The 24,108-nt window shown below is 62.2% G+C and carries 26 protein-coding genes; 17 read left to right on the plus strand and 9 right to left on the minus strand.

Annotated elements, in window-relative coordinates:
• Window positions 1-60 precede the first annotated feature (60 nt).
• Both EL191_RS07655 and EL191_RS07660 read right to left on the minus strand, forming a co-directional pair.
• Window positions 61-1,041: a Bug family tripartite tricarboxylate transporter substrate binding protein gene (locus EL191_RS07655; protein ID WP_013714649.1), complete on the minus strand. Its 981-nt coding sequence runs from the start codon at window positions 1,039-1,041 to the stop codon at window positions 61-63.
• Between the two features lie 32 nt (window positions 1,042-1,073).
• Complete coding sequence (locus tag EL191_RS07660) at window positions 1,074-2,339, minus strand: OprD family porin (RefSeq protein ID WP_041978180.1); 1,266 nt, start codon at window positions 2,337-2,339, stop codon at window positions 1,074-1,076.
• Between the two features lie 246 nt (window positions 2,340-2,585).
• On the opposite strand from EL191_RS07660, the gene EL191_RS07665 reads away from it, so the two are divergent.
• Together EL191_RS07665 and EL191_RS07670 are read left to right on the plus strand one after the other, a co-directional pair.
• Window positions 2,586-3,278 (plus strand): response regulator, encoded by a 693-nt coding sequence (locus tag EL191_RS07665; RefSeq protein ID WP_013714651.1) that lies wholly within the window; start codon window positions 2,586-2,588, stop codon window positions 3,276-3,278.
• The gene (locus tag EL191_RS07670) at window positions 3,275-4,672 is read left to right on the plus strand and encodes a sensor histidine kinase (protein ID WP_041977796.1); all 1,398 of its coding nucleotides are present in this window, start codon (window positions 3,275-3,277) and stop codon (window positions 4,670-4,672) included. Before EL191_RS07665 ends, EL191_RS07670 begins: the two co-directional genes overlap by 4 nt.
• On the opposite strand, the gene EL191_RS07675 is transcribed toward EL191_RS07670, so the two are convergent.
• The 3 genes from EL191_RS07675 to ygfZ form a co-directional block, all read right to left on the minus strand.
• Window positions 4,655-5,410, minus strand: coding sequence for a substrate-binding periplasmic protein (locus EL191_RS07675; protein ID WP_041977798.1), 756 nt, complete (start codon window positions 5,408-5,410; stop codon window positions 4,655-4,657). The genes EL191_RS07670 and EL191_RS07675 overlap by 18 nt on opposite strands.
• 137 nt (window positions 5,411-5,547) lie before the next feature.
• Entirely contained in the window at window positions 5,548-6,384 is an 837-nt protein-coding gene (locus EL191_RS07680; RefSeq protein ID WP_013714654.1) for an HDOD domain-containing protein, read from the minus strand.
• Between the two features lie 46 nt (window positions 6,385-6,430).
• Complete coding sequence (gene ygfZ, locus EL191_RS07685) at window positions 6,431-7,372, minus strand: CAF17-like 4Fe-4S cluster assembly/insertion protein YgfZ (RefSeq protein ID WP_041977799.1); 942 nt, start codon at window positions 7,370-7,372, stop codon at window positions 6,431-6,433.
• A gap of 145 nt (window positions 7,373-7,517) precedes the next feature.
• Here ygfZ and EL191_RS07690 point away from each other — a divergent pair, with 145 nt between their 5' ends.
• Window positions 7,518-7,772 carry an FAD assembly factor SdhE gene (locus tag EL191_RS07690; RefSeq protein ID WP_013714656.1) on the plus strand — a complete coding sequence of 85 codons (255 nt, stop codon included), beginning with the start codon at window positions 7,518-7,520 and terminating at the stop codon, window positions 7,770-7,772.
• The gene (locus EL191_RS07695) at window positions 7,756-8,223 is read left to right on the plus strand and encodes a protein YgfX (RefSeq protein ID WP_013714657.1); all 468 of its coding nucleotides are present in this window, start codon (window positions 7,756-7,758) and stop codon (window positions 8,221-8,223) included. The genes EL191_RS07690 and EL191_RS07695 overlap by 17 nt, the downstream gene beginning before the upstream one ends.
• Here EL191_RS07695 and nadB read toward each other — a convergent pair.
• Window positions 8,177-9,808, minus strand: a complete 1,632-nt coding sequence (nadB, locus tag EL191_RS07700) for an L-aspartate oxidase (RefSeq protein ID WP_013714658.1) — start codon at window positions 9,806-9,808, stop codon at window positions 8,177-8,179. The two genes, EL191_RS07695 and nadB, sit on opposite strands and share 47 nt — an antisense overlap.
• Before the next feature lie 548 nt (window positions 9,809-10,356).
• Here nadB and rpoE point away from each other — a divergent pair.
• The 12 genes from rpoE (at window position 10,357) to pdxJ (ending at window position 20,761) form a co-directional block, all read left to right on the plus strand.
• Entirely contained in the window at window positions 10,357-10,938 is a 582-nt protein-coding gene (gene rpoE, locus EL191_RS07705) for an RNA polymerase sigma factor RpoE (protein WP_003245473.1), read from the plus strand.
• A gap of 30 nt (window positions 10,939-10,968) precedes the next feature.
• Window positions 10,969-11,541 (plus strand): sigma-E factor negative regulatory protein, encoded by a 573-nt coding sequence (locus EL191_RS07710; protein WP_013714659.1) that lies wholly within the window; start codon window positions 10,969-10,971, stop codon window positions 11,539-11,541.
• Between the two features lie 16 nt (window positions 11,542-11,557).
• Window positions 11,558-12,505 (plus strand): MucB/RseB C-terminal domain-containing protein, encoded by a 948-nt coding sequence (locus EL191_RS07715; RefSeq protein ID WP_017361623.1) that lies wholly within the window; start codon window positions 11,558-11,560, stop codon window positions 12,503-12,505.
• Window positions 12,502-12,957, plus strand: a complete 456-nt coding sequence (locus tag EL191_RS07720) for a SoxR reducing system RseC family protein (protein WP_013714661.1) — start codon at window positions 12,502-12,504, stop codon at window positions 12,955-12,957. Before EL191_RS07715 ends, EL191_RS07720 begins: the two co-directional genes overlap by 4 nt.
• Before the next feature lie 35 nt (window positions 12,958-12,992).
• Complete coding sequence (locus tag EL191_RS07725; protein WP_041977802.1) at window positions 12,993-14,417, plus strand: DegQ family serine endoprotease; 1,425 nt, start codon at window positions 12,993-12,995, stop codon at window positions 14,415-14,417.
• A 150-nt stretch (window positions 14,418-14,567) separates the two neighbouring features.
• The gene (lepA, locus tag EL191_RS07730) at window positions 14,568-16,367 is read left to right on the plus strand and encodes a translation elongation factor 4 (RefSeq protein WP_013714663.1); all 1,800 of its coding nucleotides are present in this window, start codon (window positions 14,568-14,570) and stop codon (window positions 16,365-16,367) included.
• A gap of 6 nt (window positions 16,368-16,373) precedes the next feature.
• Window positions 16,374-17,228 (plus strand): signal peptidase I, encoded by an 855-nt coding sequence (gene lepB / locus EL191_RS07735; RefSeq protein ID WP_013714664.1) that lies wholly within the window; start codon window positions 16,374-16,376, stop codon window positions 17,226-17,228.
• 91 nt (window positions 17,229-17,319) lie between these two features.
• On the plus strand, window positions 17,320-17,697 hold the full coding sequence (locus tag EL191_RS07740; protein ID WP_013714665.1) for a DUF4845 domain-containing protein: 378 nt from the start codon (window positions 17,320-17,322) through the stop codon (window positions 17,695-17,697).
• Window positions 17,694-18,383 (plus strand): ribonuclease III, encoded by a 690-nt coding sequence (gene rnc / locus EL191_RS07745; RefSeq protein ID WP_013714666.1) that lies wholly within the window; start codon window positions 17,694-17,696, stop codon window positions 18,381-18,383. Before EL191_RS07740 ends, rnc begins: the two co-directional genes overlap by 4 nt.
• Window positions 18,376-19,275 (plus strand): GTPase Era, encoded by a 900-nt coding sequence (era, locus tag EL191_RS07750; RefSeq protein ID WP_041977805.1) that lies wholly within the window; start codon window positions 18,376-18,378, stop codon window positions 19,273-19,275. The genes rnc and era overlap by 8 nt, the downstream gene beginning before the upstream one ends.
• A gap of 57 nt (window positions 19,276-19,332) precedes the next feature.
• The gene (gene recO, locus EL191_RS07755; protein WP_041977807.1) at window positions 19,333-20,022 is read left to right on the plus strand and encodes a DNA repair protein RecO; all 690 of its coding nucleotides are present in this window, start codon (window positions 19,333-19,335) and stop codon (window positions 20,020-20,022) included.
• The gene (gene pdxJ / locus EL191_RS07760) at window positions 20,015-20,761 is read left to right on the plus strand and encodes a pyridoxine 5'-phosphate synthase (protein WP_041977810.1); all 747 of its coding nucleotides are present in this window, start codon (window positions 20,015-20,017) and stop codon (window positions 20,759-20,761) included. Before recO ends, pdxJ begins: the two co-directional genes overlap by 8 nt.
• A gap of 79 nt (window positions 20,762-20,840) precedes the next feature.
• On the opposite strand, the gene EL191_RS07765 is transcribed toward pdxJ, so the two are convergent.
• Window positions 20,841-21,725 (minus strand): LysR substrate-binding domain-containing protein, encoded by an 885-nt coding sequence (locus EL191_RS07765; protein WP_041977813.1) that lies wholly within the window; start codon window positions 21,723-21,725, stop codon window positions 20,841-20,843.
• A gap of 115 nt (window positions 21,726-21,840) precedes the next feature.
• On the opposite strand from EL191_RS07765, the gene EL191_RS07770 reads away from it, so the two are divergent.
• Entirely contained in the window at window positions 21,841-22,107 is a 267-nt protein-coding gene (locus EL191_RS07770; RefSeq protein WP_041977815.1) for a hypothetical protein, read from the plus strand.
• A 280-nt stretch (window positions 22,108-22,387) separates the two neighbouring features.
• Here the strand turns inward: EL191_RS07770 and cmoB are convergent, their stop codons facing one another.
• Both cmoB and cmoA read right to left on the minus strand, forming a co-directional pair.
• On the minus strand, window positions 22,388-23,356 hold the full coding sequence (gene cmoB / locus EL191_RS07775) for a tRNA 5-methoxyuridine(34)/uridine 5-oxyacetic acid(34) synthase CmoB (RefSeq protein ID WP_041977818.1): 969 nt from the start codon (window positions 23,354-23,356) through the stop codon (window positions 22,388-22,390).
• Window positions 23,353-24,096, minus strand: a complete 744-nt coding sequence (gene cmoA, locus EL191_RS07780; protein ID WP_041977821.1) for a carboxy-S-adenosyl-L-methionine synthase CmoA — start codon at window positions 24,094-24,096, stop codon at window positions 23,353-23,355. Before cmoA ends, cmoB begins: the two co-directional genes overlap by 4 nt.
• Window positions 24,097-24,108: the final 12 nt, after the last annotated feature.

A 24,108-nucleotide genomic window follows, 5' to 3' on the forward strand; every position in this document is an offset into this window, starting at 1 on the left:
GAGCGGCGAGGCGCTCAACTACAGGTTCGGCGTTGGGCGACGCCGAACCTGTCGATGCACTTATTCCTGCATCAGGCCGAATTCACCGGCCAGGGCCTTGTACTCGGCAACCTGCTTGTGCACCAGGGTATCGAGGTCATCACCGGTAACCGACAATGGCAACAGGTCGCGTTGTTCGCGCAGCTTGGCGAACTCTTCGCTGGCCAGCAGGGTGTCGAACTGCTGTTTCCACCAGTTGAACTGCTCGTCGCTGACTTCCGGGCCCATGTAGAAGCCGCGGATTACCGGCCAGCTGATGTCGTAGCCCTGCTCCTTGGCAGTGGGGATGTCGGCCAGCTTGCCCGGCAGACGCTCGTCGGAGAGCACGGCGAGGATGCGCACTTTCTTCGCTTCCAGTTGCGGGGTGACTTCACCCAGGCCGCTGCTGGTGACCTGTACATGGCCGCCGAGCATGGCGGTGAGGGTTTCACCGCCGCCTTCGAAGGCAACATAGCGCAGGTTCTTCGGCTCGATCCCGGCCAGACGGGCGATCAGCGCGGTCTGCATCCAGTCCTGGCCGCCGATGGTGGCGCCGGCGCCGAAGACGATGCTGGACGGATCTTTCTTCAGGGCCTGAACCAGGTCATCGAGATTCTTGTACGGGGAGTCGGCACGCACGGTGATCGCGCCGTAGTCGGTACCGACCGCGGCTAGCCAGCGTACGGCGTTCTCGTCATAACGACCGAACTTGCCCTGTGCCAGGTTGAGCAGCGAACCGCTGGAGAAGGCGGTGATGGTGCCCGGGTCCTTGGCGCGCTGGGCGACCACGGCGTTGTAGGCCACGGCGCCAACGCCGCCCGGCATGTAGGTGACGCGCATCGGCGCCTTGAGCAGGCCTTCGTCTTTCAGGCCGCTCTGGGCCAGTTTGCAGGTCAGGTCGAAGCCGCCGCCGGGTTTGGCCGGAGCGATGCATTCGGGGCGCTTGGGTTCGGCAGCCAGCAGTTGGCCGGCAAAGGCCAGACAGGCAGTTGCCAGTGCGGCGCGGGTCAGTACGGATTTCATGATGAATGATTCCTCGTGAGTCTTGTTGTTGTTTACCAAATCGGCAGCGTGTAGCCGACGATGACACGGTTCTCGTCCGCGTCGCGGGCGAAGTCGGAGCGGAAGCTGGCGTTGCGTACGCGTACGTAGAGGTCCTTGAGCGGCCCGCTCTGTACCACGTACTTGAATTCGATATCGCGTTCCCACTCGCCGCCACGGTCGTCGGAGCCGGCGATGCGTGCGTCGTCACCGCGGATGTAGCGGGTCATGAAGGTCAGGCCGGGAACGCCCAGGCCGGCGAAGTTGTAATCGTAGCGAGCCTGCCAGGAACGCTCGTCGGCGTTGGCGAAGTCGTTGATCTGCACGAAGTTGATGAGGAACGGATCGCTGCCATCGATGTAGGCGAAGCCGGTATCGCCGCTCATGTCCTGGAAGCCCAGGCCGAACTTGTGGTTACCCAGGCCGTAGCTGACCATGGCGTTGATGGCGCGGTTGTCGACCTTGCCGGCCTTGGCCGCGCCGCTGTCGCTGCTGTAGATCAGGCGCAGGTCGCTGCTGAGCGTGCCGGCACCGACCTTGTGGCTGCTCAGCAGGCCGAGAAAATGCTGGCGATAGATGTCGTCCAGATCGGCGAAGTAGTAACGACCGGTGAAGCCGGGAGCGAACTTGTAGTCGAAGCCGGCCAGGTCCAGGTGATCAGCGCTGACGCCACCGGCGAAGCGGCGGTTCTTGCTGTTGAGCACCATGTCCTCCTCGTTGGTGGAGGCGCGGTCGATGACCTTGTCCAGGCGGCCGCCCGTGAAGGTCAGGCCTTCGAGCTCGGAAGAGGTCAGCAGACCACCTTCGAACACCTGCGGCAGCAGGCGGCTGTCGCTGGCCTTGACTACAGGCAGTTCCGGCACGTGCGAGCCGTAACGCAGTTCGGTTGCGGAGACCTTGACCTTGGCCGTCAGGCCCAGGCGGCTGAATTCGTCAGCGGAGCGGCCATCGTCGTGAACGGGCAGCAGGTCGGTACCGGTGCGACCGCGGCCTGAATCGAGCTTGATACCGAGCAGGCCCATGGCGTCTACACCGAAGCCAACAGTGCCTTCGGTGTAGCCTGACTGCAGGTCCAGGCGAAAGCCCTGGCCCCATTCTTCACGCTTGTTCTGACCCGGATTTTCGCGGAAATCCCGATTGAGGTAGATGTTGGTGGCAGTGAGGCTGGCGGTGCTGTCTTCGATGAAGGCGGCGTTGGCGAGGGGGGCAGCGCCGGTGGCGGCGATTGCCAGGCAAAGCAGGCGTACAGGCGGCAGTGCCTGGCGTGAGGCTGCGAGCATCATGTGGTCTCCGTTTTTGTTCTTGTCGCCACCTGACACCACTGTCAGGTCGCTTGAGCAGGTGGATCGAGCCACCTTTTAACGATGCTATGTGGGCAAGCTTTCACTAGGCTTTCATGGAAAAAAGTTTTTCCGGCGTGGTCAATTAAGGTCAGGCAAGGTCGCCTGGATACCGTTTCGTTTGCCGCTTTGGCATTTGAGCAATTCACAGCAGCCGTAGCGGCGCTAAACTGCGCGCCTTTGACGATGCTGCAGCTGGAGGTGGCGGTGCGGATTCTGCTGGTCGAAGACCATCCGCAATTGGCGGAGAGCGTGGCCCAGGCGCTGAAAGGTGCCGGCTGGACGGTGGATGTGCTGCATGATGGCGTCGCTGCTGATCTGGCACTGTCCAGCGAGGACTACGCGCTGGCGATTCTCGATATAGGCCTGCCACGCCTGGACGGATTTGCCGTGCTTGCGCGCCTGCGTGACCGTGGCCAGACCCTGCCGGTACTGATGTTGACCGCGCGTGGCGAGGTCAAGGATCGCGTCCATGGCCTCAATCTCGGTGCTGATGACTACCTGGCCAAACCTTTCGAACTCACCGAACTGGAGGCGCGGGTCAAGGCGTTGCTGCGGCGTAGCGTGCTCGGTGGTGAGCAATTGCAGCGCTGTGGCGATCTGGTCTACGACCTGGGCGCCCGCCGTTTCAGCCTCGAGGGCGAGGCTCTTAGTCTCACGGCCCGTGAACAGGCTGTGCTGGAGGCGATGATCGCCAGGCCGGGGCGGGTGATGAGCAAGGAACAACTGGCGGCGCAGGTATTCGGCCTGGACGAGGATGCCAGCCCGGATGCCATCGAGATCTACATCCATCGCCTGCGCAAGAAGCTCGAGGGCAGCGCCGTGCGCATCGTCACCTTCCGCGGTCTCGGCTACCTGCTGGAGGCGGTCGAGGCATGAGTCGTGGCGTCAGCCTGCGCGGACGTCTGTTGCGGCGTCTGGCGCTGCTGCTGTCGCTGATCCTGTTGCTGAGTAGCGTCAGCGCCTACTGGAGCGCGCGCCGTGCAGCCGATACCGCCTATGACCGCACGCTGCTTGCATCGGCGCGCGCGGTCGCTGACGGTCTCTACGCGGAGGACGGTCGTTTGCGTGCCAACATCCCTTATGTGGCACTGGATACCTTCGCCTACGATAGCGCTGGGCGCATCTACTACCAGGTGCTCGATCTGCAGGGCAATCAGGTTTCCGGCTACGAGGATCTGCCGCCGCCGCCATCGGGTACGCCGCGTACCGATGATTATCCGGCGCTGGCGCATTTCTACGATGCCGAATACCGCAATCAGGGCGTACGCGTGGTCAGCTTTCTGCAGCCAGTCAGCGAGCCGCAGCTAAACGGTATCGCCGAAATCCGCGTGGCGGAAACCCAGGGTGCACGCGAGCGCATGGCCCGCGAACTGTTGATCGGTACCTTGTGGCGCATGGGGTTGCTGTCGGTCAGCGCGCTGCTGCTGGTGTGGTTGGCGGTGAATCTGGCGTTGCGGCCGCTGGAAGCGCTGCGTCGGGAAGTGGCTGAGCGGGCCAGCGATGACCTGCAGCCGCTGCCGGACGGCGGGCTGCCACGTGAGGTGCTGCCGCTGGTGGAAACACTGAACCAGTTCAACCAGCGTCTGCAGGGACTGTTCGAGCGCCAGTCGCAGTTCATTGCCGATGCCGCACATGAATTGCGAACGCCGCTGGCGGCGCTCAAGGCGCGTATTACCCTGGGCCTGCGCGCCGAGCAGCCGGAGGAATGGCGCAGCACACTGGAGCAGGTGGCGCAGCAGGGCGACCGCCTGACCTTGCTGGCCAATCAGCTACTGTCGCTGGCGCGTATCGAGAGTGGCGCGCGAGCCATTACCGAGGGCGGCGCGCAGCGTATCGATCTCAGCCAACTGGCTCGTGAGCTGGGGCTGGCGATGGCGCCACTGGCTCATGCCCGTGGTGTCGCGCTGGCGCTGGAGGCTGACCAGGCGGTGTGGATCGATGGTGACCTGACGTTGCTCAACGAGTTGCTGAACAACCTGCTCGACAACGCGCTGGCGCATACGCCGGCCGGTGGCAACCTGATCATCCGCACCCTGGCTCCTGCCGTGCTGGAGGTCGAGGATGACGGTCCGGGGATTCCCGAGTCCGAGCACGAGAAAGTCTTCGAGCGCTTCTACAGGCGCAGCAATCTGGGCAATGGTGCGGGGCTCGGGCTGGCCATCGTGGGTGAGATCTGTCGCGCCCATCAGGCCAGGATCAGTCTGCATCAGGCACGGCCGCACGGTCTGCGGGTGCGTATCGAGTTTCCCCTGTCAGTGACCGAGGCTTAGCGGCTGCTGGATCTCCAGCAGGTATCGGGAAATCTTGCCGCTGTCGCGTAGCTGAGCAAGCCCGCGATTGAAACGCTGCATCAGCTCGGCATTGCCGGCCACCTCGCGTGACAGCAGCAGATGCAGGCTGTCGCTGCGCAGCGGCTTGTGATGAAAGCTCAGACGCTGGCGTTCGGCTGCGCTGAATTTCTGATAGAGCAGGTCGAAACCAACCACCTTGTCCACCGGAAACAGATCGATGCGTCCGGCGAGTAATTGGCGTAGTCCCTGTTCATCACTGTTCAGGCGCATCACCTCGAACTTGCCAGCAGCTTCTGCTCGCTGGAAGGCTTCGCCATAGTCATAACCGCGGGTGCCGGCAATGCGCAGGTCGCGCAGGTCTTCGATGTTGGCCCAGTCGAAGGCCCGGTCCTTGAGGTGAAGCAGGTAGTAACCGCTCTCGACGACCGGTTCGCTGATATGGAAGCGCTGTTCACGTTCCGGGTTGTACAGCCAGACGGCGCTGCCGTCGCGCTGGCCTTGCTCGGCCATCTTCAGTGAGCGTGCCCAGGGATGAAATTCCCATTGCACCTCGACGCCCTGAAGCGCGAACGCCTCGGCGACGATGCGCGAGGCTACGCCATGGTGGGGTAGGGTTTCGCCGAGGTAGGGCGGCCATTCGCCGTTGGTAAGACGCACCCGTTCGACAGCCTGGACGCTGCCGAACAACAGAACCAGCAGGACGAATGCGTAACGCATGGCTCTACTTCCTCAGGCGAAGGGTTCGAGTGTAGACGCGTTTAGTAACCTACATCCCTGTAGGTCACCTTTCGGGCCGTCGCGCAGCGACGTCAAAAATGGTTCCCGACATTTTTTGCCATCCTGGCGAGTCGCTTTTATTGCAGCATGCTCATCGCGGCTTCCATCGCAGCGGACATGTCTTCGTCGGCCTGCATGTCGACCTGCGGGTCGAGGCCGAGCTTGGCGAAAGCCGGTACCTTGCTCCAGTCCAGTTGGGTGTAAGGGTGCTCGCTGCCCAGGTAGCTCTGCAGGGTGGCGACCTGGACGATGTCGACGTAATCGACCTTGGCCGAGTCGCGGCTGAAGTCCAGGTACTGGCTGGGCACGATGGCGATAGGCTCGGGAAATTCCCAGGTGCGCAGGATCTTGTCGCCAATGATCGGATGGATCTGCTCGATCACGTGATTGAGGCTGATGGAGTCGGCCAGTAGCTCGTTGTGCTCTTCGGCATAGGTGAGGATCGGCAGCACGCCAATCTGGTGGACCAGGCCGGCGAGGGTGGCCTGGTCCGGCATCAGGCGGGTGTAGTGGCGGCACAACACGTGGCAGATGCCGGCAATCTCGGTGCTCTTGTTCCACACCTCGCGCATCTTGCGGTCGACCACGTCACTGGTGGCTTGGAACATCTGCTCCATGGCCAGGCCGGTGGCCAGGTTGCAGGTGTAGTTGATGCCCAGGCGGCTGACCGCCATCTGCAGATCGGTGATTTCCTTGTTGCTGCGCAGCAGCGGGCTGTTGACCACCTTGATGATGCGCGCGGTTAGGGCGGCGTCGTTGCCAATCACCTTGCTGATCTGCGGGATGCCCACGTCCGGGTCTTCGGCCGCTTCGCGAACCTTCAGCGCCACCTCGGGTAGGGTGGGCAGTACCAGCTCATCGTTCTCGATGGCGTGGATCAGTTCCTGTTGGACTTTTTCAGCAAGCTTGCTCATGAAGTGGCTCTCTTAGGCGATCCGATACGGCGCCAGGGAAGTTTAGTCAGTGCTGGATTTCCTTGTCGGCATCCAGCTGATAAGGCAGGTCGAGCAGGGTCAGCGTCGGGCCTTCGCTGCTGCCGAGATGAATACGGCCGTCGTTCACGGCATCTTCCTGCAACACGGCGAGCAACTCGATGGCGTCGCCGGCCTGGGCCGCCAGTACCACTTCACCGACGCTGGAGCCGTGGACCGGGGAGAACAATTCGATGCCGACGGCCGGCAGCTCGGAGCCGACCAGGCGTAGCCGATGCAGGCGTCGCTTGAGTTTGCCCAGATACTGCATGCGCGCGACGATCTCCTGGCCGGTGTAGCAGCCTTTCTTGAAGCTCACGCCGCCCAAGGCCTGCAGATTGATCATCTGCGGGATGAAAAGCTCGCGCGTGGCACCGAACACCTGGCCTACGCCAGCACGTACCTGGGCCAGCAACCAGTCGTTCAGTGGTGCTTGCGGCAGTGCGGCGGCCAGGCGGCCTTGCAGTTGCTCTGTTTCGGCGGCCGGAGCCCACAGCTCGGCACGGCCATCGCTCAGGCGCACGGCAATTAATGATCCAGCACTGGTGATGGAGTCGCTGGCAGTGCCCAGCTGCAGGCCAAGCTCGCCGAGCACGGCGTCGCCGCCGGCCAGGCCAAAACGGACCCAGGCGGCGCTTTCATCGCTGAGCTTGGATTTGGAGAACACCGCATATTTTTGCAGGTCGGCCTGCTGTGACTCGATCAGTTCGCGGGCCATGGCCAGCAGATAGCCGTCGTCCACCGGGACGATACGGAAGCTCGACAGCATGCGGCCCTTGGGCGTGCAGCGGGCGCCGAGGCTGGATTGGCTGGCACTCAGGTAATTGAGGTTGCAGGTCACCTGGCCCTGCAGAAACTTGGCCGCGTCCGCGCCGCGCACGGCTAGCAGGCCTTCGTGATCAAGGAGGGTGAAGTAAGCGCTATCGGCCATGGTGCAAATCGAATCGCTGGATAAAGGTCAGGGGCGTCATCATAGTGGGCGTGGTAGGGCCTTGTCAGCGCAATTGCGCCGTGTCTCGGTGAACAGCGAGACAATTCGCCGTTATACTGCCGCCCTCGTTCGAGGAGTCCGTTGCATGGTTGAGCAAAGTGAACTGAATCGCCTGTTCTGGCATAGCCGTCGTGGCATGCTGGAACTGGACGTACTGCTGGTGCCTTTCGTCCAGGAGGTATACCCGACCCTGGATGCCGAGAACCAGGCCCGCTACCGCAAACTGCTGGAGTGCGAGGATCAGGACATGTTCGGCTGGTTCATGCAGCGCGGCGAGCCCGAGGATGCCGACCTGCGCCACATCGTGCGCATGATCCTGGATCGTGTCCAACCCAAGTGACGTCTTCGAGAGCCGCTGGCAACCATCCCGCTGGTTGTTGAGGCTCTACCTGTCGGTCCTGGCGCTGGCTCTGCTGGCGCCCTGGCTGGCCGACATTCCTCTCTGGTTGAAACTGCTTTCACCTCTGCCATGCCTGGCGCACGCAGCCTGGGTGTTGCCGCGGCACATTCTGCTGACGGCACCGCAGGCCATTACCGGCTTGCGTCGTGATGCGCTCGGCTGGCATCTATACAGTGCCGCCAACGGCTGGCACGCAGTTCAGTTGCGCCCCGACAGCCTGGCGTTACCGCTAGCTGTGGTGCTGCGTTATCGCGTGCCGGGGCAGCGTATAGGTCGTGGGCTGTGTATCGCGCGTGACGCGCTGGCGCCCGAACAACATCGACGGCTGCGCTTGCGTTTGAAGTTCAGTCGGCGACGCTGGGCTGAGCCTGGGGTGTCGGCACCAGAATAGTGTCCCTGGCCTCGGCCAGTTGCTCGGGGTAATCGAGGGTGTAGTGCAGGCCGCGGCTTTCATGGCGTTGCATGGCTGAGCGGATCATCAGTTCGGCGACCAGTGCGAGGTTACGCAGCTCGATCAGGTCGCGACTGACCTTGTAGTTGGAGTAGAACTCGTCGATCTCGTCCAGCAGCAGGCGCACTCGGTGCTGTGCGCGTTGCAGGCGCTTGTTGGTTCGTACGATGCCGACATAGTCCCACATGAAGCGGCGCAACTCGTCCCAGTTGTGGGCAATGATCACGTCCTCGTCCGAGTCGGTCACCTGGCTGGCATCCCAGCAAGGCAGGTCGGCGGGCATGTCGATGGCATCCAGTTGCCGAGCGATATCCGCGCAGGCCGAGCGGGCGTAGACGAAGCATTCGAGCAGCGAGTTGCTGGCCATGCGGTTGGCGCCATGCAGGCCGGTGAAGCTGGTCTCGCCGATGGCGTAAAGCCCAGGCACATCGGTGCGTCCATGTTGGTCGACCACTACGCCACCGCAGGTGTAATGCGCCGCAGGTACGACCGGGATGGCCTGCTTGGTGATGTCGATGCCAAAGCCCAGGCAGCGTTCGTAGACGGTGGGGAAATGACTCTTGATGAATTCGGCTGGCTTGTGGCTGATGTCCAGGTAGACGCAGTCGATCCCCAGGCGCTTCATTTCGTGGTCGATGGCGCGCGCGACGATGTCGCGCGGTGCCAGCTCGGCGCGCTCATCGAAACGCTGCATGAAGCGTTCGCCATTGGGTAGCTTGAGTAATCCGCCCTCGCCGCGCACCGCTTCGGTGACCAGGAAGCTCTTGGCCTGCGGGTGATACAGGCAGGTGGGGTGGAACTGGTTGAACTCCAGGTTGCCGACGCGGCAGCCGGCACGCCAGGCCATGGCAATGCCGTCGCCACAGGCACCGTCCGGGTTGCTGGTATAGAGATAGACCTTGGCGGCGCCGCCGGTGGCAAGAATCACGAAGCGTGCGCTGAAGGTGTCCACTTCGCCGCAGGCACGATCCAGCACGTAGGCGCCCAGGCAGCGATCGCCATCCAGGCCGAGCTTGCGCTCGGTGATGAGGTCTACGGCAACGCGTTGTTCCAGCAGTTCGATGTTCGGGCGCTGCCGGGCCTGCTCCAGCAGCGTATTGAAGATCGCTGCGCCGGTGGCATCGGCGGCGTGGATGATGCGCCGATGACTATGGCCGCCCTCGCGGGTCAGGTGAAACTCGAATCCGCCGTCCTCGCGCGCCGTTTCATCGTCACGGGTAAAGGGCACGCCTTGATCGATAAGCCACTGGATGGCTTCACGGCTGTGTTCTACCGTGAAGCGCACGGCGTCCTCGCGGCATAGTCCGGCACCGGCATCGAGGGTGTCGGCGACGTGGGATTCGACCGTGTCGGTGTCGTCCAGCACTGCTGCCACGCCACCTTGCGCCCAGTAGGTCGAGCCATTGGCCAGGTTGCCTTTGCTCAAGACCGCGATGCGCAAGTGAGTGGGGAGGGTGAGGGCGAGGGTCAAGCCGGCAGCGCCGCTGCCGATGACCAGAACATCGTGCTGGAAGTGGTGGCTCATGTTCGAGTTCCGCGTGAAAGCGAGCCCTAGTATATAGAGAGGGGCATCGGCACAATAGCCAGCCAGAACCACATCGGTATCCGCTGCGCGTCGACCCGGCTGCATCGAAGCCAACCTCGGACAGTGACATGCTACTGAGCGCCCGAAGGGCGACGGAAACGAGAACAGCTGATCTGCAGCTGTAATTCCGCGTCTGCGCTGGCTATCACCTGTGATGCTCCAGCGTGTGGATACTGATTGGGCTCTTATGACCGACCGCGGTGCTCAGGAACTTTTTTAGTCTTTAAGGTTCCATAGAGAGTCGCCCATATAAGGGAGAGCGCTTGCGCGTGCCTGCATCTGAAGTCAGCGGAGGGTGTGGAAATGAGCGGCGATAAGATTATTCGCGCCAGCGGAAAGGTTTCGCTGGCGCCATTCCAGGCAGAGAAAAGAAAACTCTGCGGGAAGCTTGCTTGGAGGGGAGAACTTTTGCGTAAGACCCGAGTCTATCTTGGCAAGCTGATTTGCTTACGGGCGCAAGCCTCCTCCAAGCCTAATGAGGAGCGTGCATGCTAACCCAGGAAGATGATCAGCAGCTGGTCGAGCGAGTGCAGCGTGGTGACAAGCGTGCCTTCGATCTGTTGGTGCTGAAGTATCAGCACAAGATCCTCGGTTTGATCGTGCGATTCGTGCACGACACTCACGAGGCTCAGGATGTCGCTCAGGAGGCGTTCGTAAAAGCCTATCGAGCGCTTGGAAACTTTCGCGGTGACAGTGCGTTCTATACATGGCTGTACCGCATCGCCATCAACACGGCGAAGAATTATCTGGTATCCCGCGGTCGGCGGCCGCCAGATAGTGATGTCAGTAGCGATGACGCGGAGTTCTATGACGGCGACCATGCCCTCAAGGACATCGAGTCGCCGGAACGGGCATTGCTGCGCGACGAGATCGAAGCCACCGTGCATCGAACCATCGCCCAGCTACCAGACGATTTGCGCACGGCTCTGACTTTGCGTGAATTCGAAGGTCTGAGTTACGAGGACATTGCCAGTGTCATGCAGTGTCCGGTAGGTACGGTACGTTCGCGGATCTTCCGTGCACGTGAGGCAATTGATAAGTCCCTGCAACCTCTGTTGCAGGAAGCCTAAGGCAGCGGCGACAGCCAAGAGAGGAACACCATGAGTCGTGAAACCCTGCAGGAATCGCTGTCCGCGGTGATGGATAACGAAGCGGACGAACTGGAACTGCGGCGTGTGCTCGCAGCCAGCGAAGATGGCGAGCTGCGTGGCACCTGGTCGCGTTACCAGGTCGCACGTGCAGCCATGCACCGTGAGTTGCTGGTACCGCAACTGGACATCGCTTCTGCGGTTTCCGCGGCATTGGCCGACGAAGCCATTCCGGCGCGCAAGACGCCGATCTGGCGTAGCGTCGGGCGAGTGGCCGTGGCAGCATCGGTGACCGTTGCCGTGCTGGCCGGGGTGCGCTTCTACAATCAGGACGACCTGACTGGCGCTCAAGTGGCCCAGCAGGAGGCCTCTCCGGTACTTTCTGTACCGCAGGTGCAAGGTCCTGCATTGCTCGCCGGCTACAACAGCAGCGAAGAAGCCGGCGAACCTGCCCAGGCTGGCACTGCCAGCTGGCATGAGCAGCGTCTGCCGAACTACCTGCGCCAGCATGCGCAGGAAGCCGTGATGGGCACCGGTGAAACCGCTCTGCCTTATGCTCGTGCTGCGAGTCTGGAAAACCGCTAAGCGCCTAAGGAGTCACATGCGCGCTATTCCCCTCTGCCTGATCGGTGGTCTGCTGGCATTGCCAGTGCAGGCCTCCGAGGTACAGGACTTGCTCGGGCGCCTCGCTACGGCAGAGCGCCAGCAAAGTTTTCAGGGCACGTTCATCTATGAACGTAATGGTAGTTTTTCCACCCACGCCGTATGGCATCGGGTGGAGGAGGGGGGGCAAGTTCGCGAGCGCCTTCTACAACTCGACGGCCCTGCGCAGGAAGTGCTCAAGGTCGATGGTCAGGCGCAGTGCGTTACCGGCGCACTGGCTGACCAGGTTAGCGAAGGGCAGGCTTGGCCTGCTCGCCAGCTGGATGCCGAGCAACTGAGTAATTGGTATGACATTCGTGTCGCCGGTCAGGCGCGCATCGCCAACCGTGCCGCCGATGTTTTGGTGCTGGAGCCCAAGGATCAGCATCGTTACGGCTTCGAGCTGTACCTCGATCGGGAAACCGGTTTGCCACTCAAGTCCCTGCTGCTGAACGAGCGCGGCCAGCTTCTGGAGCGCTTCCAGTTCGCTCAACTGGACACCTCTGCGCCCGTTGAAAATGCCATGCAGCCGAGTTCGGACTGTCGTCCGGTGCGTTTTCGTGCTGCCGACAGCATGGCCGAAGGCCGCTGGCGTTCGGACTGGCTGCCGCCAGGCTTCACCCTTACGACCGCGCAACTGCGGCGTGATCCGGCCTCCGATGATGCTGTTGCCTACCTGATGTACGGCGATGGCCTGGCACGCTTCTCGGTTTTCCTCGAGCCTTTGAACGGCAGTGTGGTCGAAGATGCGCGCAGTCAGTTGGGGCCGACCGTCGCCGTTTCGCGTCGGATGAGCACCGATTCCGGTGACATGATGGTCACCGTGGTAGGTGAAATTCCTCTGGGGACTGCGGAGCGAGTCGCTCTGTCCATGCGCGCCGGAGTGCCTGAACAGGCTAGCCAATGATCGAAGAGCAGGGGCGTGTAGTGGCGCTCGAGCCCGGCGCTGTCTGGGTCGAGACCCTGCGCAAGAGCACCTGCTCGAGTTGCTCGGCCAATACCGCCTGCGGTCAGGGCCTGATGGATCGCCTGGGTGTGGGGCGGCAGCGTGGTTATGTTCGTGCTCTCAGTCAAATGCATCTGGCGATTGGCGACACCGTGATCATCGGCGTGCGCGAGGATCTGCTGGTGCGCAGTTCTCTACTGGTTTATCTGTTTCCGCTTCTAGGCTTGTTCGCCGCTGCGCTGCTGGCGGATGGCCTGGGCTTGTCCGAGCCGCTGGTGATCCTCGTCAGCCTGATCGGTCTGTTCGCCAGTTGGCTGATGGTTCGCTGGCGCGCTGCTCGCGTGGCCGAGAACCCCTTATTACAGCCCGTTGTCCTACGTGCGCTGCTGGTGCCTGTGCCAGCAGCGGGTTGAGTGTGTCCGAGTTTTACATGGGGAGTCGTAGTTCGATGAGAAAACTCAAGTCCATTGCACCGCTGCTGGCGGTTGCGTTGCTCTGGGGGCAGAGCTTTTTGGCTCAGGCCAGCCTGCCCGACTTTACCGATCTGGTGGAGGAGGCCTCGCCTGCTGTAGTCAACATCAGTACCCGACAGAAGATGCCCGAGCGCGCCGTTGCCGGCCAGCCAGGTCTGCCCGACCTCGAAGGGCTGCCGCCGATGTTCCGTGAATTCTTCGAGCGCAGCATCCCGCAGGTACCGCGCAACCCGGGCGGTCGTCAGCGTGAGGCGCAGTCGCTGGGCTCCGGTTTCATCATTTCGCCTGACGGCTACATCATGACCAACAATCACGTGGTCGCCGATGCTGACGAGATCATCGTGCGTCTGTCCGATCGTAGCGAGCTGGAGGCCAAGCTGATTGGTGCCGATCCGCGCAGTGACGTTGCGTTGCTCAAGGTCGAGGGCAAGGATCTACCGGTGGTGCGTCTGGGCAAGGCCGACGACCTCAAGGTTGGTGAGTGGGTACTGGCCATCGGTTCTCCGTTCGGTTTCGACCACTCGGTGACCGCCGGTATCGTCAGTGCCAAGGGGCGTAACCTGCCGAGCGACAGCTACGTGCCGTTCATCCAGACCGATGTGGCGATCAACCCGGGTAATTCCGGCGGCCCGCTGTTCAACCTGCAAGGCGAGGTCGTGGGTATCAACTCGCAGATCTTCACTCGCTCCGGCGGTTTCATGGGGCTCTCCTTCGCCATTCCGATGGAAGTGGCCATGCAGGTCGCTGATCAGCTCAAAACAGACGGCAAGGTCACTCGCGGCTGGCTCGGTGTGGTGATCCAGGAAGTGAACAAGGACCTGGCTGAATCCTTCGGCTTGGAGAAACCGGCTGGCGCGCTGGTTGCGCAGGTGCTGGAAGACGGTCCTGCGGACAAGGGCGGCCTGCTGGTGGGCGACGTGATTCTCAGCCTCAATGGCAAGCCGATCATCATGTCGGCCGACCTGCCGCATCTGGTCGGCGGATTAAAGCCCGGCGAAAAGGCCGAATTGGACGTGGTGCGTGACGGTTCGCGCAAGAAGCTCGACGTCACGGTCGGTACGCTGCCTGAAGAAGGCCAGGAGCTGGCCTCGTCGGGTTCGGCGCAGGGTGCCGAGCGCAGCAACAACCGCTTGGGCGTGACGGTGGTCGAGCTGACTGCCGAGCAGAAGAAAGGCCTCGATCTGAAGGGCGGTGTCGTGGTCAAGGAAGTGCTCAATGGTCCGGCTGCCATGATTGGTCTGCGTCCGGGCGATGTGATCACTCACCTGAATAATCAGGCTATCGATTCCACCAGCACCTTCACCCAGGTGGCGCAGGAATTGCCGAAGAACCGTTCGGTGTCCATGCGTGTTCTGCGTCAGGGGCGTGCCAGCTTCATCACGTTCAAGCTGGCTGAGTAATCCGGCCAATACTGAAGAAGGGCGCTTTCGAGCGCCCTTCTTCGTGTCTGCCCTGTACTGTGCAGACGTGACGCGGTTATGAGGGATCAGGTACAATCCGCGGCTATTTTCGGCAAGCGTCTTGCCTGTGCCTTCTTCGAGTGTTGATCCGTGAGTGACCTGAGTCATATCCGCAATTTTTCCATCATTGCCCACATTGACCACGGCAAGTCCACCCTGGCTGACCGTTTCATCCAGATGTGCGGCGGCCTCGCTGCGCGTGAAATGGAGGCTCAGGTACTGGACTCCATGGATCTGGAGCGTGAGCGCGGCATCACCATCAAGGCCCACAGCGTCACCCTTCACTACAAGGCGAAGGACGGCAAGACCTACCAGCTGAACTTCATCGATACGCCCGGCCACGTGGACTTCACCTACGAAGTCTCACGCTCGCTGGCTGCATGCGAGGGTGCGTTGCTGGTGGTGGACGCCGGTCAGGGCGTCGAGGCACAGTCGGTCGCCAACTGCTACACCGCCATCGAGCAGGGGCTGGAAGTGATGCCCGTGTTGAACAAGATGGACCTGCCCCAGGCTGACCCGGACCGCGTCAAGGACGAGATCGAGAAGATCATCGGCATCGACGCTACCGACGCCGTGGCCTGTAGCGCCAAGAGCGGCATGGGCGTGGACGAGGTGCTTGAGCGTCTGGTGCAAACCATCCCTGCGCCCGAGGGTGAGATCGATGCGCCGCTGCAGGCGCTGATCATCGATTCCTGGTTCGACAATTATCTGGGCGTGGTCTCGCTGGTGCGCGTGCGCCAGGGCCGCGTGAAGAAGGGCGACAAGATTCTGGTCAAGTCCACCGGCAAGGTGCACCTGGTCGACAGCGTCGGTGTATTCACCCCGAAACACACCGCTACTGCTGATCTTAAGGCCGGTGAAGTGGGCTTCATCATCGCCAGCATCAAGGACATTCATGGTGCGCCGGTTGGTGACACCCTGACCCTGTCCTCGACCCCAGAGGTCGAAGTACTGCCGGGCTTCAAGAAGATCCAGCCGCAGGTATACGCCGGTCTGTTCCCGGTCAGCTCCGACGATTTCGAGGACTTCCGCGATGCCCTGCAGAAGCTGACCCTCAACGATTCGTCGCTGCAATACGCGCCGGAAAGCTCCGATGCACTGGGCTTCGGTTTCCGCTGCGGCTTCCTTGGCATGCTCCACATGGAGATCATCCAGGAGCGCCTGGAGCGCGAGTACGATCTGGACCTGATCACCACCGCGCCGAGCGTAATCTACGAGATCGAGCTCAAGACGGGTGAAACCATCACCGTGGACAACCCGTCCAAGTTGCCGGACGTTTCGGCAGTGGCCGACTTCCGCGAGCCGATCGTCACCGCGACCATCCTGGTGCCGCAGGAGCACCTGGGTAACGTCATCACCCTGTGCATCGAGAAGCGTGGCGTGCAGCGCGACATGCAATTCCTCGGGTCGCAAGTTCAGGTTCGCTACGACCTGCCGATGAACGAAGTGGTGCTGGACTTCTTCGACCGTCTGAAGTCGACCAGCCGTGGTTATGCGTCGCTGGACTATCATTTCGACCGCTACCAGTCTGCCAACCTGGTCAAGCTGGACGTACTGATCAACGGCGACAAGGTCGATGCTCTGGCCTTGATCGTTCACCGCGACAACGCGGCCTACAAGGGCCGTGCCTTGACCGAGAAGATGAAGGAACTGATTCCTCGGCAGATGTTCGATGTGGCGATCCAGGCAGCCATCGGCGGTCAGATCATCGCGCGGACCACTGTCAAGGCGCTCAGAAAGAACGTACTGGCCAAATGTTACGGTGGCGACGTGAGCCGTAAGAAGAAGCTGCTCGAGAAGCAGAAGGCCGGTAAGAAACGCATGAAGCAGGTTGGTAACGTGGAGATCCCACAGGAAGCCTTCCTCGCTGTGCTCAGGTTGGATAGCTAAGGCTCTATGTCGATCAATTTCCCGCTCCTGTTGGTTATCGCGGTCGCCGTCTGCGGCTTCCTGGCCCTGATCGATCTGATTCTGCTGGCTCCGCGCCGCCGTGCGGCGATTGCGGCGTACCAGGGGCGGGTCGACGATCCTGACGACAGGGTGCTGGAACGTCTGAGCAAGGAGCCCTTGCTGGTCGAGTACGGCAAATCCTTCTTCCCGGTGCTGGCCATCGTGCTGGTGCTGCGCTCGTTTCTGGTGGAACCGTTCCAGATTCCTTCCGGGTCGATGAAGCCGACCCTGGAAGTGGGCGATTTCATCCTGGTCAACAAGTTCGCCTACGGCATTCGTCTGCCGGTGATCGACGAGAAGATCATCGAGGTGGATAACCCGCAGCGCGGCGATGTGATGGTGTTCCGCTATCCCAGCGACCCGACCATCAACTACATCAAGCGCGTGGTGGGACTGCCGGGTGATCGCATCGAGTACACCCAGGGCAAGCGTCTGCTGATCAATGGCGAGCCGGTGGCCGAAAAGCTGATCGGTGAGGAGCCGGGCAGCCTGGGTGGTGCGATGCTCTACCAGGAGCGTCTGGGCCAGGTCGAACACACCATCCGCAAGGAAATGACCCGCATGCGCCGCGAGCCCGGCGGCCAATGGGTGGTGCCGGAAGGGCACTACTTCATGATGGGCGACAACCGTGACAACTCCAACGACAGCCGTTACTGGCGCGATCGTCATATTCCTCAGGAGCTTTGGGGCATGGTCCCTGACGACCATATCGTCGGCAAGGCCTTCGCCATCTGGATGAGCTGGCCGGAACCCAAGACCAGCAATCTGCCCAACTTCTCTCGGGTCGGCCTGATTCATTGAGCACTGGCGCGCTGTTCAATACAGCGCGCCAGGCTATAACTAGTCTTGCCGTATCGGCATTCCAACAAGACCGAATCTTCTGGGGATATACATGAAATTCGCGCGCTCGCAGCAGGGGCTTTCCATTCTGGGTTGGCTGGTGGTTCTGGCCGTGGTGGCATTCTTCGCCAGTACGGCGTTCAAGGTGCTGCCGCATTACATGGACTATATGTCCATGGAGAAAATCATCACGTCGGTGGAAACCGATAAAGCGGCCGACGTGCGGACCATCAACGAGTTTTACAACCACGTCAGCAAGGGCATGCAGGTCAATAACATTCGTGACCTGAACATGCGCGACGCTCTGCAGGTCAAGGTGGAGAACAACGAGTTCCAGGTCCACCTCAAGTATGAAAAACGCGAGCCGCTGATCGAGAACCTCGATCTGGTGGTGAATTTCGACAAAGAATTTCGTGTACGGATGCCGTGAGTCCCAATCTGTCCCGCCTCGAGCGCAAGCTCGGCTATAGCTTCAAGGATCAGGACCTGATGGTCCTGGCCCTGACCCATCGCAGTTTCGCCGGCCGCAACAATGAGCGGCTGGAATTTCTCGGTGATGCCATTCTCAATTTCGTAGCCGGTGAGGCGTTGTTCGAGCGCTTCCCGCAGGCCCGCGAAGGGCAGTTGTCGCGTTTGCGCGCACGCCTGGTCAAGGGCGAGACGCTGGCCGTACTGGCCCGCGGTTTCGAACTGGGCGAATACCTGCGCCTGGGTTCCGGTGAGCTGAAGAGCGGCGGTTTCCGCCGTGAGTCGATCCTGGCTGATGCCCTGGAGGCGCTGATCGGCGCCATCTACCTGGACGCCGGGATGGAGGCGGCGCGCGAGCGCGTGCTGGACTGGCTGACCGGTGAGCTGGACGGCCTGACCCTGGTCGACACCAACAAGGATCCGAAAACGCGCCTGCAGGAGTTCCTGCAATCGCGTGCCTGCGAGCTACCTCGTTACGAGGTGGTGGACGTTCAGGGCGAGCCGCACTGCCGTACCTTCATGGTCGAGTGCCAGGTGGCCCTGCTCAATGAAAAGACCCTGGGCCAGGGCGGCAGCCGGCGTATAGCCGAGCAGGTCGCTGCGGCTGCGGCGCTGATCGCCCTCGGGGTGGAGAATGGCAATGACTGATGTACCTGTGACTCGCTGCGGCTACGTCGCCATCGTCGGCCGGCCCAACGTGGGCAAGTCGACGCTGCTCAACCACATCCTCGGACAGAAGCTGGCGATCACCTCGCGCAAGCCGCAGACCACTCGCCACAACATGCTCGGGATCAAGACCGAGGGCGATATCCAGGCCGTCTACGTCGATACGCCCGGCCTGCACAAGCACAACGACAAGGCGCTCAACCGCTACATGAACCGCAGTGCGTCCACCGCGCTGAAGGATGTCGACGTGGTGGTGTTCGTGGTCGACCGCACGCGCTGGACCGACGAGGATCAGTTGGTGCTGGAGAAGGTGCAGCACGTCAAATGCCCGATCCTGCTGGCGGTGAACAAGGCCGATCGCCTGGAAGACAAGAGCGAGCTGCTGCCGCATTTGAACTGGCTGGCCGAGCAACTGCCGCAGGCCGAGATCGTGCCGATCTCCGCGCTGCAGGGCCAGAACCTCGACACGCTGGAAAAGCTGGTGGGTGAGCGCCTGCCGGAGTCCGAACATTTCTACCCGGAAGACCAGATCACCGACCGCTCCAGCCGCTTCCTGGCGGCCGAGCTGATCCGCGAGAAGATCATGCGTCAGCTCGGTGCCGAGCTGCCGTACCAGATCACCGTGGAGATCGAGGAGTTCAAGCAGGAGGGCCGCATTCTGCATATCCACGGTCTGATTCTGGTGGAGCGTGACGGACAGAAGAAGATCATCATCGGTGACAAGGGCGAGCGCATCAAACGTATCGGTCAGGATGCGCGCAAGGACATGGAAACCATGTTCGACTCCAAGGTGATGCTCAACCTCTGGGTCAAGGTCAAAGGTGGCTGGTCCGACGATGAACGCGCCCTGCGTTCGCTGGGTTACCTGGATTGATCGCGGTGCCATGCGCATCCTCGGTGTTGCGCGTGGCGCATTCTGGCGGTTACTTACATGACTTCTGCCGCCTACGTTCTGCATAGCCGCCCGTACAAGGAAAGCAGCGCCTTGGTGGACTTCTTCACCGTCCAGGGCCGTATCCGCGCAGTGCTGCGTGCGGCACGCGGCAAGGTCGGCAGCATTGCCCGACCATTTGCCCCACTGGAGCTGGAACTGCGCGGGCGCGGCGAGCTGAAGAGTGTCGGCCGTCTGGAAAGCGCCGGCATCCCGCTGCTGCTGACCGGCGAGGCGCTGTTCTCCGGGCTCTACCTCAACGAATTGCTTATTCGCCTGCTGCCGGCCGAAGACCCACACCCAGCGATGCTCGAACACTACGGCCTGACCCTGCAGGCGCTGGCTGCCGGCCGGCCGTTGGAGCCGCTGCTGCGCGCATTCGAATGGCGCCTGCTGGACGAGCTGGGCTATGGTTTCGCCCTGGATCGCGACCAGCACGACCAGGCCATCGACCCCGCCGCGCTGTATCGCTGGCAGCAGGACATCGGCTTGGTGCCGGTGGTACAACTGCAGCCTGGCGTGTTTCTGGGGCGCGAGCTGCTGGCCATGGCTGAAGCCGACTGGCAGACACCGGGCGCGCTCGCTGCCGCCAAGCGCCTGATGCGCCAGGCGCTGGCCCCTCATCTTGGTGGCAGGCCACTGGTCAGCCGCGAACTTTTCATGACGCTCAAGGAGTCCAAGCGTGACTGAGGCCAATCGTATTCTGCTCGGCGTGAACATCGACCACGTCGCCACCCTGCGCCAGGCTCGCGGTACGCGCTACCCGGACCCGGTCAAGGCCGCGCTGGACGCCGAGGAAGCTGGTGCCGACGGCATCACCGTGCACCTGCGCGAAGACCGTCGGCACATCCAGGATCGCGATGTGCGCGTGCTGGCTGACGTGCTGCAGACGCGGATGAACTTCGAGATGGGCGTCACCGACTTCATGCTCGGTTTTGCCGAGCAGATTCGCCCGGCGCATGTCTGCCTGGTACCGGAGACCCGCCAGGAGCTGACTACCGAAGGTGGCCTGGACGTAGCAGGTCAGGAAGCCCGCATTGCCGCGGCGGTGGAGCGTCTGACGCTGGCCGGTTGCGAGGTGTCGCTGTTCATCGACGCCGAGGAGCGGCAGATCGAGGCCGCCATGCGCGTCGGCGCGCCAGCCATCGAATTGCACACCGGACGTTATGCCGATGCCCACACGGCAGAGGAGGCGGCTCATGAACTGTCGCGTATTCGCGATGGCGTGATCTGCGGCCTCAACCACGGGCTGATCGTCAATGCCGGTCACGGTTTGCATTACCACAACGCCGAGGCCGTGGCCGCGATTCCCGGCATCAACGAACTGAACATTGGCCACGCCATCGTCGCCCATGCGCTGTTCGTCGGCTTCAAGCAGGCGGTTGCCGAGATGAAGGCGTTGATCGTGGCGGCGGCCTACCGCGGCTAGTGGACTCTGTGGGAGGGGCTTCAGCCGCGACTTTCCTGTGACGCATCGCCGCTGAAGCGCCTCCCACAGCGCGGTGCTCTCAGCCCTGCGCGAACGCCTGAGTCATCTGTGTGGCAAGCGCCTCGATGGCGTCATTACTCTGATGACCACGAATCAACTTGATGTGGTACTCACCCAGCGCGGGCAGCCCCTGTTCCGCGCCGAGCCGCCGCAACGGTGGCTTGACCAGGCTGCGCGGGAAGGGCGCGATGGCCAGGTCGGCGGTCATCGCTGCTTCCTGGCCGGCACACTGTTCGCAGGAATAGGCGATGCGGTAGCTCAGACCCTGGCGATCCAGTGCATCGAGGGCGGTCCGGCGCCAGGCGCAGCCTGGGTTGGCCAGTGCCAGCGGTAGCGGTGAGCGTTGTATGGCCAGGCCGCCATCGCGTCCGGCCCAAACCAGTTCTTCGGAATAGATCACTTCACCGCGCGTGTCGTCCAGGCCGTCATTGCCGGCATTGATCAGGGTCAGATCCAGTTCGCCGGCATCCAGCTTGGCCACCAGTTCCACGCTGCGTCCCACGTTGACCTCGACTTCCACACCCGGGTGGCTGCGGGCGAACAGCATGAGTACGCCAGGTAGCACACGGTCACCGATATCGTTCGGCGTGCCAAAGCGTACGCGACCGGTCAGCGTCGGGGTAAGAAAACGGGCCACGGCCTCCTCATTGAGTTTGAGCAGGCGCCTGGCATAGCCCAGCAGTACCTCGCCCTCGGTGGTGAGTTGCACGCGCCTGGCTTCGCGGATGAACAGGCGCTGACCGAGGGTTTCCTCCAGGCGCTTGATTTGCAGGCTCACGGCAGCCGTGCTGCGAAACACCTGGGCGGCGGTGCGGGTAAAGCTGCCGCTGTCGGCGATGGCGACGAAGGTGCGCAACACATCGCTTTCCAGAAGCGGCAGGGCGGTCGGAGCGGTGGCGTTCATGATCGTTAAAAATTACTTAATATTGAATTTGATATTTGTCGTTTGTTTGAACGATAGGGGCGTTTCATCCTGATCGCAAGCCCGGCATTAGTCGGTAGCGACAGGAGGAAAGGTGATGAAAGGTTCAAATCGTTGCGACAAACCCCGCCCGCCCATGCCCGAGTTCTACATGCCGGCCATGTGGCCGCTGGATCTGCAGAACGCAATCGTCGACTGGATTGGTGCCTGGTTCTGGCGTCGGCGCATGCGTCGTCTATTGGCGCAGGACACCGAGGGGGCTATTCGTCTGGGTAGCGCCCGTGGTGTGGTGGAGCAGGGCGCTGGTGAGCCGCTGCGTTTGATCGCCCAGCGGCGTGCGCGTTGGTTACGCGGTGACTGTTGAGGTCGAGCGTGTAGGACGTACCGAGCGGCGACCCCTTTGCGAGGCGGTACGCTGCTGGAGTGTCGGGTGTTGGTGGCGGACTGTTCGCTGGCGCTCCTGAGTCCACCCTACGAACTCAGGCCTAGGGCTGGTATTAAGGGAGCGCATGGCAGGCCGTAGGGCGTACTCGCGAAGCAGTACGCCGTTGGTGGGGGCGTATTGGGCGTGGATGTGGTGCTGGGTCCGGTATGGGCTGGCTGACTGTGCGCTTCGCTACGAGCGGCCGGCGTACCTGTCTGCCCTAAGGCTTGTGCGCGATCAGCACGGCGCGGGTCGGTGCCGGCAGGCCTTCGACGGTGCGGCTGTGGTCGGCTGGGTCGAGGAATTCGGGCAGTGATTGGAAGCGCATCCACTCGGTGGCGCGTTGCTCCTCCACCGAGGTGGTGCTGACGTCGACGCAGCGTACGTCCTCGAAACCGGCGCGGCGTAGCCAGCGCTCCAGTGCCGGTACCGAGGGCAGGAACCAGACGTTGCGCATCTGCGCATAGCGATCCTCGGGCACCAGCACCTGCTCGGCATCGCCTTCTACCACCAGGGTTTCCAGCACCAGTTCACCGCCTTTGACCAGCGCATCCTTGAGGTCGAGTAGATGGTCGATGGGCGAGCGACGGTGGTAGAGCACGCCCATGGAGAATACCGTGTCGAAGCCCTGCAGCTTGGCCGGCAGTTCCTCGAACGCCAGCGGCAGGTGCCATACCGGTTGCTCTGGCAGATAGCGCTTCATCGCCAGGAACTGGCAGAGGAACAGCCAGTTGGGGTCGATGCCGACCACGCTGTCGGCACCCGCACCAAGCATGCGCCACATGTAGTAGCCGTTGCCGCAGCCGACGTCGAGGATGCGCTTGCCGGCCAGATCCAGATGCGGGGCGACGCGCTGCCACTTCCAGTCCGAGCGCCATTCGGTGTCGATATGCACGCCGAACAATTCGAACGGACCCTTGCGCCAGGGGATCAGCCCCTGCAGGGCCGTTTTCAGCTGCGTGCGCGTGGCCTCGTCACAAGCGCCGCCGAAGGAGAAGCGCTGCAGCAGCTCCACCTCACTCACCGGTAATTCAGGCAATGCCTGCACGGCGCCGTACCAGCGCGCCAGGTCGCCGTGACCGATGGCCAGCTTGGCATCGAGCTGGCTGGGCAGCTCGCATGTCCAGTCTTGCAACGGAGTACCAGCAAGCTGTGCTTGCAGGGCGTCCAGATCCAGATCGCGCATCATGGCAGGGCTACCAGCGAGGCGAAGTTAAGGCACTGGAACCAGGGCACTACCTTGCTGAAACCGGCAGCCAGCAGGCGTTCGCGATGCTGCTCGAGGCTATCGGGCAGCATCACCTTCTCGATGGCGCTGCGCTTCTGCGCGATTTCCAGCTCGCTGTAGCCGTTGGCACGTTTGAAGGCGACATGCAGCTCGGTGAGCAGCTCATGCTCGGCGGCGTCCTCGAAACGCAACTTCTCCGAGAGGATCAGCGCGCCACCGGGCAGCAGGGCCTGGTGAACGCGGGTGAGCAACTCCAGGCGCTGCGCTGGCGGGATGAACTGCAGGGTGAAGTTGAGTGTGACCAGCGAGGCCGTTTGCAGCTCAAGGGCGAGAATGTCGGCCTCTATCACCTCCACCGGTAACAATTCCTGGAACATGGCGTCCTGGGCGTGGAGGTATTCGCGGCAGCGCTCGACCATGGCCGGTGAGTTGTCCACGGCGATTACCTTGCAACCATCGACACGCACATGGCGGCGTAGCGCCTGGGTCACCGCGCCGAGCGAAGCGCCGAGGTCGTACAGGGTGGTGTGGGGCTGAGCGAACTGACCCGCTAGCACGCCAATGTTTTCGACGATGGTCGGGTAGCCCGGCACCGAGCGCTTGATCATGTCCGGGAAGACTCGCACCACATCCTCGTTGAAGACGAAGTCGGGCACCGCGGACAGGGGCTGGGAAAATAGACGATCGGGTTCTTGGCTCACGGCAGTCGCAAC

Source organism: Pseudomonas mendocina (assembly GCF_900636545.1).
In the GTDB taxonomy this organism is placed as follows: domain Bacteria; phylum Pseudomonadota; class Gammaproteobacteria; order Pseudomonadales; family Pseudomonadaceae; genus Aquipseudomonas; species Aquipseudomonas mendocina.